The sequence below is a fragment of the Nitrosophilus sp. genome (assembly GCF_982775275.1).
The window spans coordinates 1-13,377 of the sequence record NZ_CEXZHP010000026.1 but is presented as its reverse complement, the minus strand read 5'-3'; the positions used below and the strand labels follow the sequence as shown (position 1 = coordinate 13,377).

Annotated in this window: 25 protein-coding genes; 2 read left to right on the top strand and 23 right to left on the bottom strand. The window is 35.0% G+C overall.

The genetic code is table 11. The features are described from left to right. Positions 1-52: 52 nt before the first annotated feature. From map to rpsJ, 22 genes are read right to left on the bottom strand one after another with little or no spacing between them, the layout of a single operon-like run. Positions 53-814 (bottom strand): type I methionyl aminopeptidase, encoded by a 762-nt coding sequence (gene map, locus AC30RD_RS02600; RefSeq protein ID WP_489492629.1) that lies wholly within the window; start codon positions 812-814, stop codon positions 53-55. Further along, positions 814-2,076: a preprotein translocase subunit SecY gene (gene secY, locus AC30RD_RS02595; RefSeq protein WP_489492628.1), complete on the bottom strand. Its 1,263-nt coding sequence runs from the start codon at positions 2,074-2,076 to the stop codon at positions 814-816. Before secY ends, map begins: the two co-directional genes overlap by 1 nt. Continuing rightward, positions 2,076-2,477: a 50S ribosomal protein L15 gene (gene rplO, locus AC30RD_RS02590; RefSeq protein ID WP_489492627.1), complete on the bottom strand. Its 402-nt coding sequence runs from the start codon at positions 2,475-2,477 to the stop codon at positions 2,076-2,078. Before rplO ends, secY begins: the two co-directional genes overlap by 1 nt. A 26-nt stretch (positions 2,478-2,503) precedes the next feature. After that, complete coding sequence (gene rpsE, locus AC30RD_RS02585) at positions 2,504-2,947, bottom strand: 30S ribosomal protein S5 (protein ID WP_489492626.1); 444 nt, start codon at positions 2,945-2,947, stop codon at positions 2,504-2,506. Positions 2,948-2,955: 8 nt separating this feature from the next. Further along, positions 2,956-3,312, bottom strand: coding sequence for a 50S ribosomal protein L18 (gene rplR, locus AC30RD_RS02580; protein WP_489492625.1), 357 nt, complete (start codon positions 3,310-3,312; stop codon positions 2,956-2,958). 10 nt (positions 3,313-3,322) lie between these two features. Then, positions 3,323-3,859: a 50S ribosomal protein L6 gene (gene rplF, locus AC30RD_RS02575; protein ID WP_489492624.1), complete on the bottom strand. Its 537-nt coding sequence runs from the start codon at positions 3,857-3,859 to the stop codon at positions 3,323-3,325. Positions 3,860-3,907: 48 nt separating this feature from the next. After that, positions 3,908-4,312, bottom strand: a complete 405-nt coding sequence (gene rpsH / locus AC30RD_RS02570; RefSeq protein ID WP_489492623.1) for a 30S ribosomal protein S8 — start codon at positions 4,310-4,312, stop codon at positions 3,908-3,910. Between the two features lie 60 nt (positions 4,313-4,372). Next, positions 4,373-4,558 carry a type Z 30S ribosomal protein S14 gene (locus AC30RD_RS02565; RefSeq protein ID WP_489492621.1) on the bottom strand — a complete coding sequence of 62 codons (186 nt, stop codon included), beginning with the start codon at positions 4,556-4,558 and terminating at the stop codon, positions 4,373-4,375. Positions 4,559-4,560: 2 nt separating this feature from the next. Beyond that, positions 4,561-5,106, bottom strand: coding sequence for a 50S ribosomal protein L5 (rplE, locus tag AC30RD_RS02560; protein WP_489492630.1), 546 nt, complete (start codon positions 5,104-5,106; stop codon positions 4,561-4,563). After that, complete coding sequence (gene rplX, locus AC30RD_RS02555) at positions 5,106-5,348, bottom strand: 50S ribosomal protein L24 (protein WP_489492620.1); 243 nt, start codon at positions 5,346-5,348, stop codon at positions 5,106-5,108. Before rplX ends, rplE begins: the two co-directional genes overlap by 1 nt. Further along, on the bottom strand, positions 5,348-5,716 hold the full coding sequence (gene rplN, locus AC30RD_RS02550) for a 50S ribosomal protein L14 (RefSeq protein ID WP_187647505.1): 369 nt from the start codon (positions 5,714-5,716) through the stop codon (positions 5,348-5,350). The genes rplX and rplN overlap by 1 nt, the downstream gene beginning before the upstream one ends. Then, entirely contained in the window at positions 5,716-5,967 is a 252-nt protein-coding gene (rpsQ, locus tag AC30RD_RS02545; protein WP_489492619.1) for a 30S ribosomal protein S17, read from the bottom strand. Before rpsQ ends, rplN begins: the two co-directional genes overlap by 1 nt. 2 nt (positions 5,968-5,969) lie before the next feature. After that, positions 5,970-6,161, bottom strand: a complete 192-nt coding sequence (gene rpmC, locus AC30RD_RS02540) for a 50S ribosomal protein L29 (protein WP_489492617.1) — start codon at positions 6,159-6,161, stop codon at positions 5,970-5,972. Further along, entirely contained in the window at positions 6,148-6,573 is a 426-nt protein-coding gene (gene rplP, locus AC30RD_RS02535) for a 50S ribosomal protein L16 (RefSeq protein ID WP_489492616.1), read from the bottom strand. Before rplP ends, rpmC begins: the two co-directional genes overlap by 14 nt. Positions 6,574-6,575: 2 nt before the next feature. After that, a complete protein-coding gene (rpsC, locus tag AC30RD_RS02530; protein ID WP_489492615.1) occupies positions 6,576-7,268 on the bottom strand; it encodes a 30S ribosomal protein S3 in 693 nt (230 codons plus the stop codon). Next, positions 7,268-7,594: a 50S ribosomal protein L22 gene (gene rplV / locus AC30RD_RS02525; protein ID WP_281951926.1), complete on the bottom strand. Its 327-nt coding sequence runs from the start codon at positions 7,592-7,594 to the stop codon at positions 7,268-7,270. Before rplV ends, rpsC begins: the two co-directional genes overlap by 1 nt. Before the next feature lie 9 nt (positions 7,595-7,603). Beyond that, a complete protein-coding gene (gene rpsS, locus AC30RD_RS02520; RefSeq protein WP_489492614.1) occupies positions 7,604-7,885 on the bottom strand; it encodes a 30S ribosomal protein S19 in 282 nt (93 codons plus the stop codon). An 11-nt stretch (positions 7,886-7,896) separates the two neighbouring features. Beyond that, the gene (gene rplB / locus AC30RD_RS02515; protein WP_489492612.1) at positions 7,897-8,724 is read right to left on the bottom strand and encodes a 50S ribosomal protein L2; all 828 of its coding nucleotides are present in this window, start codon (positions 8,722-8,724) and stop codon (positions 7,897-7,899) included. Positions 8,725-8,733: 9 nt separating this feature from the next. Then, entirely contained in the window at positions 8,734-9,015 is a 282-nt protein-coding gene (locus tag AC30RD_RS02510; RefSeq protein WP_489492611.1) for a 50S ribosomal protein L23, read from the bottom strand. 1 nt (position 9,016) lies between these two features. Beyond that, positions 9,017-9,631 carry a 50S ribosomal protein L4 gene (rplD, locus tag AC30RD_RS02505; protein WP_489492609.1) on the bottom strand — a complete coding sequence of 205 codons (615 nt, stop codon included), beginning with the start codon at positions 9,629-9,631 and terminating at the stop codon, positions 9,017-9,019. Beyond that, positions 9,628-10,206: a 50S ribosomal protein L3 gene (rplC, locus tag AC30RD_RS02500; protein ID WP_489492608.1), complete on the bottom strand. Its 579-nt coding sequence runs from the start codon at positions 10,204-10,206 to the stop codon at positions 9,628-9,630. Before rplC ends, rplD begins: the two co-directional genes overlap by 4 nt. 11 nt (positions 10,207-10,217) lie before the next feature. After that, a complete protein-coding gene (gene rpsJ, locus AC30RD_RS02495) occupies positions 10,218-10,529 on the bottom strand; it encodes a 30S ribosomal protein S10 (protein ID WP_187647516.1) in 312 nt (103 codons plus the stop codon). A gap of 139 nt (positions 10,530-10,668) precedes the next feature. Between rpsJ and AC30RD_RS02490 the strand changes: the two genes are divergently transcribed. Further along, positions 10,669-11,727 (top strand): AAA family ATPase, encoded by a 1,059-nt coding sequence (locus AC30RD_RS02490; protein WP_489492606.1) that lies wholly within the window; start codon positions 10,669-10,671, stop codon positions 11,725-11,727. Between the two features lie 9 nt (positions 11,728-11,736). Further along, complete coding sequence (rnhB, locus tag AC30RD_RS02485; RefSeq protein ID WP_489492605.1) at positions 11,737-12,285, top strand: ribonuclease HII; 549 nt, start codon at positions 11,737-11,739, stop codon at positions 12,283-12,285. 28 nt (positions 12,286-12,313) lie between these two features. Here rnhB and aroC read toward each other — a convergent pair. Further along, positions 12,314-13,377, bottom strand: a 1,064-nt coding sequence (gene aroC / locus AC30RD_RS02480) for a chorismate synthase (RefSeq protein WP_489492604.1), incomplete at its 5' end; no start/stop codon positions are given.

The window sequence follows — 13,377 nt, the reverse complement described above, 5'->3', positions numbered from 1 at the left end:
CTTTCGCTCGGGCACAGAGGCAAAACAGTTTGCCTCTTAAAGCCTAAAGGCTTTACGCTTGCTCACTCAAAATAACTGCTTTTCCCTCAACTACCGCAACCGTATGTTCATAATGTGCTCCATTTAATCCATCAACACTAACTACAGACCATTTATCATCTAAAATTTTCGGAGTCGAATCTTTTTGGCAAATCATCGGCTCTATACAAAAAACCATACCATTTTTGATTTTAGGTCCGCTTTTTGGAGATCCATGTTCCAAATAGTTTGGGATTTCCGGCTCTTCGTGAGGCTTTTTGCCTATTCCGTGTCCACAAAATCCATGAAGCGGAACAAAACCTTTTGATTTTATAAACTGCTCTATTTTAAAGCTAAGCTCCTTAAATCGTAATCCTGGTTTTATAATATCAATTGCATAATATAGAGTATCTTTAGCGCAAGCAATTAAATCTTTATCTTTTTTGCTAATTTCGCCAACTCCAACGGTAATCGCACCATCTCCAAACCATCCTTGATATTCTGTTCCTATATCTAGGCCTATTATATCACCCTCTTTCAATCTATAATCTGTGGGAATTCCATGAATAATTACTTGATTAACCGAAGTACATACAGAAGCTGGAAAACCGTAAAGTCCTTTAAAAGAAGGTCGCGCCCCGTGATCACGGATAAACTCTTCTCCTAGTCTATCAAGCTCTTTCAACGTGATCCCGGGAACGCATTTGTCTTTTAGATAATCTAACGTTTTTGCGACGATTATATTGGCTTTTCTTAGAGCCTCTATCTCATCTTTTTTTCTAATAGCTATAGACATTAAAGTCCTACAGCGCTTAAAGTCTCATATTTGCTCATATAGATTTGAGCCTCTATTTTTCTCATCGTATCAAGAGCAACTTGAACTACTATCAATACAGCAGTTCCTCCAAAATAAAACGGCACTCCCATTCCTTTTACCAAAATCCAAGGAAGAGTTGAGATAATTCCAAGATAGATAGCTCCCCAAAAAGTTAGCCTACTAGCTACCTCATTTAAAAATTCGGCGGTATGATCTCCAGGTCTAACTCCAGGAATAAATCCACCTTGTCTTTTTAGATTTTCAGCGATATCTTTTGCGTTAAAAACGATAGATGCATAAAAATAAGCAAAAAATACGACTAAAAAGAACATCAATATATTGAAAAAATAGCCGTTTGGATTTAAAAAATCTGAAATTTTTTGAACTATAGGATTGGTGCTTGCTTGTAAAATAGTAGATGGAAACATCAAAATAGCAGAAGCAAAAATTGGTGGAATAACTCCACTTAAATTTACCTTTATAGGGATATAATTCATAACTCTTTTTTTCTGATTTTGCATCATTACTTTTCTAGAGTATGAGATGGGTATTCTCCTTTCTCCAAGCTCTACATAAATGATAAATCCAACGGTCAATAAAATTATGGCAAAAATCGCTATCAATATTAAGAAGTTTAGTTCCCCGGTATTTACAAGATTTATTGTCCCAGCAATTGCAGATGGAATTCCAGAAACAATACCTGCAAAAATGATGAGTGATATACCGTTTCCTATTCCTCTTTGCGTTATTTGTTCTCCTATCCACATCAATATCATGGTTCCAGCAAGCATCGATATAGCAGCAACAGTCACGAAGGTAGGCATATCTATCATTATAGCGCTCTCTCCGCCTCGCCCCGTTAAGCTTTGAAGTCCTATAGATACACCAATCGCTTGAACAAGGGTAATCGCTATTGTAGCATATCTAATAATTTGCATATATTTTACCATTCCGTCTCGCTCTTTTTTCATTTGAGCAAGACTCGGAAAGGTTGCGGCAAGAAGTTCCATAATAATAGAGGCGGTAATATAAGGCATAATACCTAAAGAGATAATACTAAGCCTTCTAACAGCGTTACCGCTAAACATATTGAACATTCCCAAGGCGTTGCCTGCCTGGGAATCAAAAAACTCTTTTACCACGTCTATATTGACGCCAGGAACCGGAACATACGCCAAAACCCTATATAAAAACAGAAATCCCAATGTTATAAGTATCTTATTTAAAAGAACCTTATTCATTATTTTTGTCCGCTATAGGTGATATTTTCATCTTTTATTTTTGAAACTATCTCTTTAACGCTATTTCCTATCAATTTAACTTTTTTTATACTCTTTTTCATTTTATGAACGGATCTTATAGAATCCAAAGTTATCTCATCCAACTGAGCAATTTTTTTAACCTTATCTACATTTATTACATAAGGTTTTTGAACATGTGAATTAAACCCAATTTTAGGCAATCTTCTTTGAAGTGGCTGTTGTCCACCCTCAAATCCTCTTTTTTGTTTGAAACCAGTTCTACTTTTTTGTCCCTTTTGACCTCTTGTTGCGGTTTTTCCCATACCGCTACCCTGTCCACGGCCAACTCTTTTTGTATTATGTGTGCTTCCAGCTGCTGGTTTTAAATTGTGTAACGCCATTATTTATCCTTAAACTTAAATTTTGACTACGCTTTTATTCTTCCAAGAGCCTCAATTGTAGCTCTTACTAAATTTGACGGATTGTTTGATCCAAGTGATTTAGTCAAAATATCTTTTATTCCAGCAAGCTCTATAACCGGTCTCGCCGCACCACCGGCAATAACTCCGGTACCTTCGCTTGCAGGTTTTAAAACTATTTTACTTGCATTATATTTATGAGTAACATCATGAGCAATAGTTGAACCTTTGATATTTACAGTAGTTATATTTTTAAAAGCGTTATCGACAGCTTTTCTAATTGCATCGGGAACCTCTTTTGCTTTACCGATGCCATAACCTACGTGCCCTTTTTTATCTCCTACTACCACAAGGGCACTAAATCTAAATCTTCTACCACCCTTAACAACTTTGGTTACTCTTCCTATATTAACAACAACCTCTTCAAACTCTTCTCTATTCCACTTTTCCATGACTACCCCTAAAACTTAATTCCGTTTTCTCTTAATGCATCGGCAAACGATGCGACAACACCATGGTAAAGATAACCGTTTCTATCAAAAACGATAGTTTCAATACCTTTGGCTTTTAATTGCTCAGCCATTGCTTTAGCTATTTCCTTAACATCCTCTTTATTTGCTTTAAGTCCCATCTTTGCACCATCTGCATAAGCTAACGTATGCCCTTTTGTATCATCGATGGCTTGAGCATAAAAGTGTCTGTTTGATTTGAAAACAGAAACTCTTGGTCTAGATTCTGTTCCTTTTATTTTTCCTCTAACTCTTCTTTTTCTTTTGATTCTTAATCTATTTTTTCTTCTTTGGATTGATTCTCTCATACTCTACCCTTTACTTTTTGGCAGTTTTGCCAGCTTTTCTGATGATCACTTCATCAACATATTTAACACCTTTGCCTTTATATGGCTCAGGTGGTCTAAAGCTTCTAATTTTTGCGGCAACTTGACCAACTTGTTGCTTATCATGACCTTTAACAATAATGATATTTTTTTCAACTTTTATATCAATTCCTTCAGGAATTGGAAAAATTACCGGATGAGAAAAACCAAGTTGTAATTCAAGATTTTTTCCGCTTACTGCGGCTCTATATCCAACACCGTTAATTTCCAATCTTTTTTCAAAACCTTTTGTCAAACCTATTATCATATTGTTTGTTAACGCTCTATATGTTCCCCAAAAAGCGCGAGATTGTCTGTCGTCTCCTTTTGGAGAAAAAACTATTTTATTATCTTCAACTTTTACGTTAACAAAACCTCTTGTATCAACCTCTTTAACTAAGTTGCCTTTTTTGGCAACGATTTTGTTATCTTCTATTTTAACATCAACTCCCGCAGGTATCTCTACAGGCTGTTTTCCTATTCTACTCATTAGTTTTCCTTTTACGATATTTCTACAATTAATGAATGGATATCGTTATTACCAAACACTACAAAGAACTTCACCGCCTACTCCCAAGCGGTAAGCCTCATCATTTGGAAGCACCCCTTTTGAAGTACTTACAATAATAGTCCCATAACCGTTTTTAAATCTTTTTATCTCATCTTTGCCTTTATAGATCCTACGTCCAGGCTTAGATATTCTTTTTATTTCATTAATAACTGGCTTTTTGATTTTACCGTTTTCTTCATATTTCAAAACTACGTTTATAAACTTTTTATTTCCCTCTTCTACTACTTTATAGCTTTCTATATAGCCTTTTTCTTGAAGTATTTTAACAATAGCCTCAACAATTTTAGTATGGATAAGTTTTGTAATTTCCTGCCTTCTCATAGCGGCATTTCTGATTCTAGTTATAGAATCTGCAATCATATCGTTAATCAATTTTATCTCCTTTTCGTGAATATCAAATAGGGTTCGGCCAAGCCGCTACCTATTTGCGAATTACCAACTCGCTTTTCTAACGCCTGGAAGCAAGCCTTCGCTCGCCATTTTTCTTAGGCATATTCTACAAAGACCAAAATCTCTATAAACTGACTTTGGCCTACCGCAAATTCTACATCTTGTATAAGCTCTAACTTTAAATTTTGGCTTTCTTTTAGCCTTTGCTATCATACTTTTTTTTGCCATTATTATCTTCCTTTAGCAAATGGGAATCCAAGAAGCTCTAGCATTTTTGCAGCTTCTTTATCATTTTCGGTTGTTGTAACTATAGTGATATTCATACCGTGAGTTTTAATAATATTATCATAATCGACTTCCGGGAACATCAACTGCTCATCAAGTCCAAAATTGTAATTTCCTCTTCCATCAAAACCTTTTCTTGGAAGTCCCCTAAAATCCTTAACTCTTGGTAAAGCTATATAGATAAGCTTTTGTAAGAAGTTCCACATTCTATCGCCTCTTAGCGTAACTTTTACGCCAACAGGCATTCCTTCACGTATTTTAAATCCCGCTTCACTCTTTCTTGCTTTTGTAACAACGGCGTGTTGTCCGGCAATCAAGCTGATAGTATCTTGAATATTTTGCATCAATTTACTATCTCTGCTTGCCTCACCCGCACCTACGCTTATTATAATTTTTTCAAGTTTTGGCAAAAGCATAGGATTTTTAATGTTTAGCTCTTCTTTTAGAGCAGGAACTACCTCTTCGTTATATTTTTTCTTTAGCTCTAATATCATGATTTGCCACCTTCTACTTTACGTACATTTGAAATATGAATAGGCATCTCTTTGTTTACAAAACCGCCTTTTGGATTATCTTCGGTCGGTTTTACCGCTTTTTTAGCAATTTTGCATCCAGCAACAATTACTGCGTCTTTTTTTGGTAAAACTTTTAAAACTTCACCTGTTTTACCTTTGTCGTCTCCAGCGATTATCTCTACAATATCGCCTTTTTTTATTTTAAATTTCTTTGCCATTAGAGCACCTCCGGTGCAAGTGAAACTATTTTCATATAATTTTTGTATCTTACTTCCCTGCTTACAGGTCCAAAGATACGAGTTCCAATAGGTTCACCTTTATTATCTAAAATAACAGCGGCGTTATCGTCAAATCTTATTAAAGATCCATTTTCTCTTTGAATCTCTTTTTTTGTTCTAACTACTACCGCTTTTACAACTTGACCTTTTTTAACTTTACCGTTTGGCAAAGCTTTTTTAACTGATGCTACTATAACATCTCCTACAGAAGCGTATCTTCTTTTGCTTCCTCCAAGAACCTTAATACACATTATCTCTTTAGCGCCGCTGTTATCAGCAACGTTTAATCTTGTAAAACTCTGAATCATTACTTAACTCCTGTAGAGACAATCTTTTTTAATCTAAAAGATTTTCTCTTAGAGATTGGTCTGCACTCAACTGCAACAATTTCATCGCCAACGTTAACTTCGTTTTTTTCGTCATGAACAAGATATTTTTTAAATCTTTTTACAATTTTATGGTATCTTGGGTGTAAAACTTTTCTCTCAACAAGTAAAGAGACTGTTTTGTCTCCGCTTCTTTTTACCACGATACCTTGGATCTCTCTTTTATAAGCCATCTTTACGCCCTTTTCTTAGCCGCGATTGCAGTTTTTATCCTAGCAATATCGCGTCTTGTTTTTCTTATTTCGCTTGTGTCTTGAAGCTGCATAGTTTTCAACTTGGCTCTTAGTTGAAAAAGCAGCAACTTTTTATCCCTAAGCAACCCCTCGAGCTCTTGTAAGCTCTTATCTTTTATCTCAGTATATTTCATTTTCACTCTCTTGCGTTACAATTTTTGTTTTAAAAGGTAATTTGTATCTAGCAAGATCAAGAGCTTCTCTTGCTAAGCTCTCTTCAACTCCGGCCATTTCATAAATTATACGACCGGGCTTAATATTCATTACCCATTTTTCAACGCCACCTTTACCTTTACCCATCCTTGTCTCCAAAGGCTTTTTGGTTAAAGGTTTATCTGGAAAAACTCTAATCCAGATTTTACCGCTTCTTTTCACTTTTCTTGTCATAGCAACCCTAGCGGCTTCTATCTGTCTTGAATCAATTCTTCCATGCTCGATAGCTTTAATACCGATAGTTCCGAAGGCTAGGCTGTTACCTCTATAAGCCTTACCTCTATTTCTACCTTTTTGCTGTTTTCTATATTTTGTTTTTTTTGGCATCAACATGGCTACTTACCTCTCCTTCTTGGAGCTCTTCTTCTTGGTCTCTCTTTCTTTTCTGGTTGGATCCCTTTTTGAAGAACTTCTCCTTTAAAGATCCAAACCTTAACACCAATTACTCCATATGTTGTATGAGCTTCAGCAAATCCATAATCGATTTTTGCTCTTAATGTATGTAAAGGAACTCTTCCTTCCAAATACCACTCGGTTCTTGCCATTTCAGCTCCGCCAAGACGGCCGGCAACTTGGACTTTTATTCCCTTTGCTCCAGCTTTTTGGGCAGCTTGTATAACTTTTTTCATAGCTCTTCTAAAAGCAACCCTTCTCTCAAGCTGAGTTGCAACATTTTCAGCCGCAAGCTGAGCTGAGGCTTGAGGTCTTTTTTGCTCTTTTATATTGATAGCAACATCTTTATTTACTAACTTTTGAACTTTCTCTTTAATCTTTTCTATATCGGCACCTTTTTTGCCGATAATTATGCCAGGTCTTGCCGCAACGATAGTAACTCTAAGTCTTTTTGCGGTTCTTTCAATTATAATATCGCTAATTCCGGCATAATATAACTCTTTTTTCAAAAAGCTTCTGATTTTATAATCTTCTTCAACAAAATCTGGCATTCTGTTGTAATCAGGATACCACCTAGAACCCCAATTCCTATTTATTCCTAACCTTAGTCCAATCGGATTTACTTTCTGACCCATTAGCTATCCTTCTTTTGCGCTACTTCTACATATATATGAGAGGTTGGTTTTTCGATTCTGCTTGCTCTACCTCTTGCTCTTGGTCTAAATCTTTTTAAAACCGGTCCTTTATCAACTCTGCAAGAAGTAATAACTACCTCTTCTGGCTCGTAACCACCGTTTGCAACAGCACTTGCTATAACCTTTGAGATAATCTTAGCCGCCTTATTTGGCATAAATTCCAAACTTGCAAGGGCAAGCTCGGCATTCATCCCTTGAACTTCTCTTGCAACAAGTCTAGCTTTGGTTGGTGAGAGCCTTACAAATCTTAATATCGCTTTACTCATGGCCTACCCTTATTTACCTATCTTTTTCTGAACTGAGCCTTTATGGCCTCTAAATGTTCTTGTAGGTGCGAACTCACCTAACTTAAACCCAACATGGTTTTCCGTTATATAAACAGGAACAAACTGTCTTCCATTATGAACATTTATAGTCAAACCTATCATTTCAGGAACAATAGTGCTTCTTCTTGACCATGTTTTGATAGGTTTTTTATCTCCGCTCTCTTTGGCTTTTAAAACTTTCTTCATCAAATGATCATCTACAAATGGACCTTTTTTTACACTTCTTGCCATCTTACCCTACCTTATTTTTTTCTTCTAGAGATAATCAATTTATCACTAGGTTTTTTCTTTCTTGTCTTATAACCTTTAGTAGGAACACCCCAAGGCGTAACAGGGTTTCTACTTGGACCAGTTTTACCTTCACCACCACCGTGTGGGTGATCTACAGGGTTCATTGCCGAACCTCTTGTTTGAGGTCTTATACCTCTGTGTCTGTTACGTCCCGCTTTTCCGATAGTAACATTGATAAAATCTTCGTTTCCAACTGTTCCAACTGTTGCCATACACTCTCCAAGCACATATCTCATCTCACCGCTTGGAAGTCTCAAAATGACATATTTGTCTTCTCTACCCATAATTTGAGCGTAGCTTCCAGCACTTCTTGCAAGCTGTCCGCCATGTCCTGGATGAAGCTCAATATTGTGAACTAATGTACCAACCGGGATATTTTTTAGTTTCATAGCGTTTCCAGGAAGAACGTCAAGTCCACCTTCGGCAGCCTCTATCGTATCTCCAACTTTTAGCCCTTTTGGCTGAATTATATATCTTTTATCTCCATCTTTATAAACTACCAAACAGATTCTACAGTTTCTGTATGGATCATACTCTATTGTAGCAACACGTCCAGGAACGCCAAACTTATTTCTTTTAAAATCTATAATTCTATAAAGTTTTTTCGCTCCGGCCTCTTTATGTCTAGAGGTTATTCTTCCATAATTGTTTCTACCGGCTTTTGCAGGTAGTTTTTTTAATAACTTTCTAACTGTTGGTTTACTTGTAATATCACTATTGTCTAAAGTCGTCATAAATCTGCGACTTGGTGTATACGGTTTATATGTTTTTATTGCCATTTTCTATCCTTACACCGCTAAACTTTCTATCTGAGTGCCCTCAGGCAACTTCACATAGAACTTTTTGTAGTTATTTCTTTTACCTTCAATCCCTCTAAATCTTTTTTTCTTACCTCTTACCTTTAAAGAGTTGATTTTTACGGGATTAACACCAAAATACTCTTTTAACACCTCTCTTAGCTGATTCTTTGTCATTTTATCAGACGTTTGAATCACTATATATCCCTCTTCTTGAAGGCCTAAAGTCTTTTCTGTATATATAATTGATTTGATATCTGTTATATCTGCCATCTTAGCCCTCTTTTACTAGATTTTCCCAAACGGCTTTCTCTATAACTATCGCGTTATATGCCGCCGCCAAATATGCGTTTAATTCATTTGGCTCAATTAGATAAGCGTTTGGAAGATTTCTAAATGCAAGAAATGTTTTTTCGTCAATCAAATCTTTTACGATTAACGCATCTCTAACATTTAACTTTTTAAGTATAGCCGCTGCATCTTTTGTTTTTCCAGACTCTACATTTATCGAGTCGACAACAAACAGTTTACCGTCGTTTGCTTTTTCATATAGCGCATACTCAAGAGCAAGTCTTTTTTGTTTTTTATTTATTTTTTGAGTATAGTTTTTCTGATTTGTTGGCCCAAAAACTACTCCACCACCTACAAAAAGCGGTGATCTAATAGAACCGGCTCTTGCGCCTCCTCTACCTTTTTGTTGCCAAGGCTTTCTTCCACCCCCACTAACGGCAGCTCTATTTTTTGTATGAGCGTTGTTCGCTCTAAGTTCAGCCGCATACGCCTTTACATACAAATATAGATTATGGGGATTGATCTGAGCGTATTTTTGCGGAAGATCTATCTCATTTGCCTTTTCAAAATTTTCGTTTAAAACTATAGCTTTACTCATTTTACTATCCTTATTCTTCCTAATGCTCCGTTTGGACCTGGAATTGATCCTTTAACTACCAATATTTTATTTTCAGGATCAAAACTTACTATCTCGTTTTGAACAGTAATTTTTTCGTTACCGTAATGTCCGGGCATTTTTTGTCCAGGCTGAACACGTCCAGGAAATTCACAGTTACCAATAGATCCTGTGCGTCTATGAAATCTTGAACCGTGACTTCTTGGTCCTCCGCCAAAATTCCATCTTTTTACAACGCCTGCAAAACCTCTACCTTTAGAAATAAAAGAGCTTTTTATCTTTTTTGCGCTCTCTAATACCGAAGTATCTATATCTCCCGTTTCTTTATTGGCAACTTTTAACGTAGCAAACCTATTGAATTCGCTTGAGAGGCCATATTTTTTTTGCTGACCCTCGATCGCTTTGTTTTTTTTCTTACCTTGAGAATAAGCGACTATCGCTCTACCCTCTTCTAAAATTTCACAAACTTTTGCCTCTTTTACTTTTAGCAGTGTAACAGGTACGCTTGGTACGCTTATTGTCCTGCTCATTCCTATTTTTTCTACTATAAATTCCATCTACTACTCCCTTATTGACCCATTGACCTAACTTCTACATCCACTTCAGGAGCCAAGTCTAATTTCATTAGCGAATCTACCGTATCAGGTGTCGCCGACACTATGTCAATAAGTCTTGAATGAATTCTAATTTCAAACTGTTCTCTTGAATCTTTGTTTATATGTGGAGATCTAAGAACTGTATATCTTCTGATCTTTGTAGGTAGTGGAATCGGTCCACGTATCTCTGCACCTGTTCTCTTAACAGCTTCAACAATAGCTGCAACACTTCTATCTAAAACCCTATGGTCGTAAGCGCGTAGCTTAAGTCTAATCTTTTCCATTAACTTCCCTTGTAAAAAGAACTCGAGACATAAAAGTCCCCAATTTGGAGTGGAAATTATAGAAGAAAACTCTTTATTAGTCAATATTTTATGGTAAAATTTTTAAAATTTATTTCCTTTTGGGAAGGAAAGGTTAAATATGGAGCAGCTGGAATATTATTTTGAGAAAAAAATAAAAAAATTTCCCTTTATAGAGAGAAAAGTAAAAATAAAAAATAACAAAAATATATTGTTAACCGGTGTGAAAAGATGCGGTAAAACCTTTTTGATAAAAGATTATCTTTATGATAAAAAAAATTATTTATATATAGATTTTGAAGATATTAGAATTGATAAAGACTCAATTAATAAAAATCTTCAAAAATTTATAGATAAAAACTCCGTTGAGATTGTGGCTTTGGACAATTATGACAAATCAATTATAATTCCAAAAGCAAATCAGATAATTTTATCCTCTTTGGATAATATAGATTTGGATAATTTTGAAAAAATAAGATTATCTCCTCTTGACTTTGAAGAGTATATAGCTTTTGACAAATCTGTTGATGTAAAGATTGTTTTTAACAATTTTTTAAAAAACGGAACGCTTCCAGAAATTTCTCAAATAAACGAATATAAAAAGGAAGAAAGATTTTTTGAGATATTAAGACTTACCTTCTTAAACGACGAACTAAAAATTTTCAAAGAGATAGCTAATTTTCAAGGACACAAAGGTAGCGCTTATCATATATTTACAAAATTAAAATCAAAAATAAAAATATCAAAAGATAGATTTTATAAAATTTTTGAGGAGTTAAGATCAAAAGGGTATTTTTATACATTGGAAAAATTTGGACATCCAAACGCTTCAAAAAAGATCTATTTATATGATTTTGCTATAAAAAATTATCTCAGTTTCACAAAGGAGTTTCCTAAAATTTTTGAAAACTTAACCTTTTTAGAATTAAGAGAAAAAAAACTTTATTATATCGAACCTATAGGATTTTATCTTCCTGAAGATAAAAAAGTTATATTGCCTATTCCTTTTGGAAACGAAGTTAGAATACAAAATCAGATAGAGAAGGTTTTAAAAAGAAACAGACTGGATATCGAAAAAATTGAGGTTATAACGGTCGGAAGTAGTTTTAAGTATGAAATTGATAATATATATTGTGAAATATCGCCATTTTACGAATGGGCTTTAAGTAAATTTGAATAAAGAGAAAAAATGAAAATATGCGGGATTGACGAGGCAGGAAGAGGTCCAATCGCGGGACCATTAGTTGTTGTTGGAGTAATACTTGAAAAAAATATAGAAGATTTAAACGACTCAAAAAAGCTAAGCGAAAAAAAGAGAGTTCAACTTTATGAAAAAATTAAAGAAAACTGCAAATATAAAATAGTAATAATAGAAAATACTACAATAGATAAAAAAGGCCTCTCTTTATGTATAAAAGATGCTCTAATAAAAATAATCGCATCATTAAGGGCAGATAGATATATATTTGATGGAAACTCAAGATTTGGAGTAGAGAAAATTGAGCCTATTATCAAAGCTGACCAAAAAATTAAAGAGGTAATGGCGGCTTCCATTTTGGCAAAAGTAACAAGAGATAAAATTATGTGTAAATTATCAAAAAAATATCCAAAATATAACTTTTGCAAACATAAAGGATACCCAACCAAAGAGCATATCCAATTAATTAAAAAATTTGGATTGACCCCTATACATCGAAAAAGTTTCAAACCAAAAGCATTGCAGCCCACACTCTTTTAGTTGTTGGTTTTTATATATTTTTAACTATTCAACTATAATATTTTTTTACCCCTTCTAAGGTAGATCCCATATTTAACAAAAGCATATCCGCCAATACAAGCGCCATCATAGCTTCGCACACCACACTTCCTCTAATAGCCACGCAAGGATCGTGCCTACCTTTTAATTCAAACTCTACTTCATTTCCGTAAATATCTATAGTTTTTTGTTTTTTAAAAATCGATGGAGTAGGTTTAAAATATACTTTTACCTCAATGGGCTCTCCATTTGAGATACCTCCTAAAACTCCTCCTGCATTATTTGTTAAAAATCCCTCTTTAGTAATTTGATCATTATATTGGCTCCCTTTTATTCTTGCGCTCTCACAACCCAATCCTATCTCAACTGCCTTTGCTGCGTTTATACTCATCATGGCCTCTGCTAAAACTGCATCTAATTTATAATATATGGGCTCTCCCAATCCTATAGGAACGTTTAGAGCCCTAACCATTACGGCCCCTCCAACACTATCATGATCGTTTTTTGCTTCTATTATGGCCTTTTTTTGTAATTTTTCAATATCTTTATCCAACGCAAAAATTTCACTCTTTTTCGCATAGTCAAAATCATAATCCTTAGCTTTAATTCCTGCTATTTCAAAAATACCGGCTTCTATCTTTATTCCTATCTCTTTTAACAAAAGCTTTGCAACAGCTCCTGCTGCTACTCTAGCTGCGGTCTCTCTTGCGCTGCTTCTTCCTCCTCCTCTATAATCTCTTATTCCATATTTATAAAAATAGGTAAAATCTGCGTGAGAGGGTCTAAATATATCTTTTATATTTGAATAATCTTTACTTTTTTGATTTTTGTTGTATATAATCATCGCGATCGGACTTCCGGTAGATTTTCCCTCAAAAACCCCACTTAAAATCTCTACCTTATCTTCCTCTTTTCTTTGTGTAGAAAATTCATTTTTTCCGGGTCTTCTTCTATCAAGTTCATCTTGGATGAAATCCTCATCTATTTTAAGTCCAGCCGGAACTCCATCTACAACACACCCTATCGCCTTTCCGTGAGACTCTCCAAAAGTAGTAAATTTAAAGCGAATTCCAA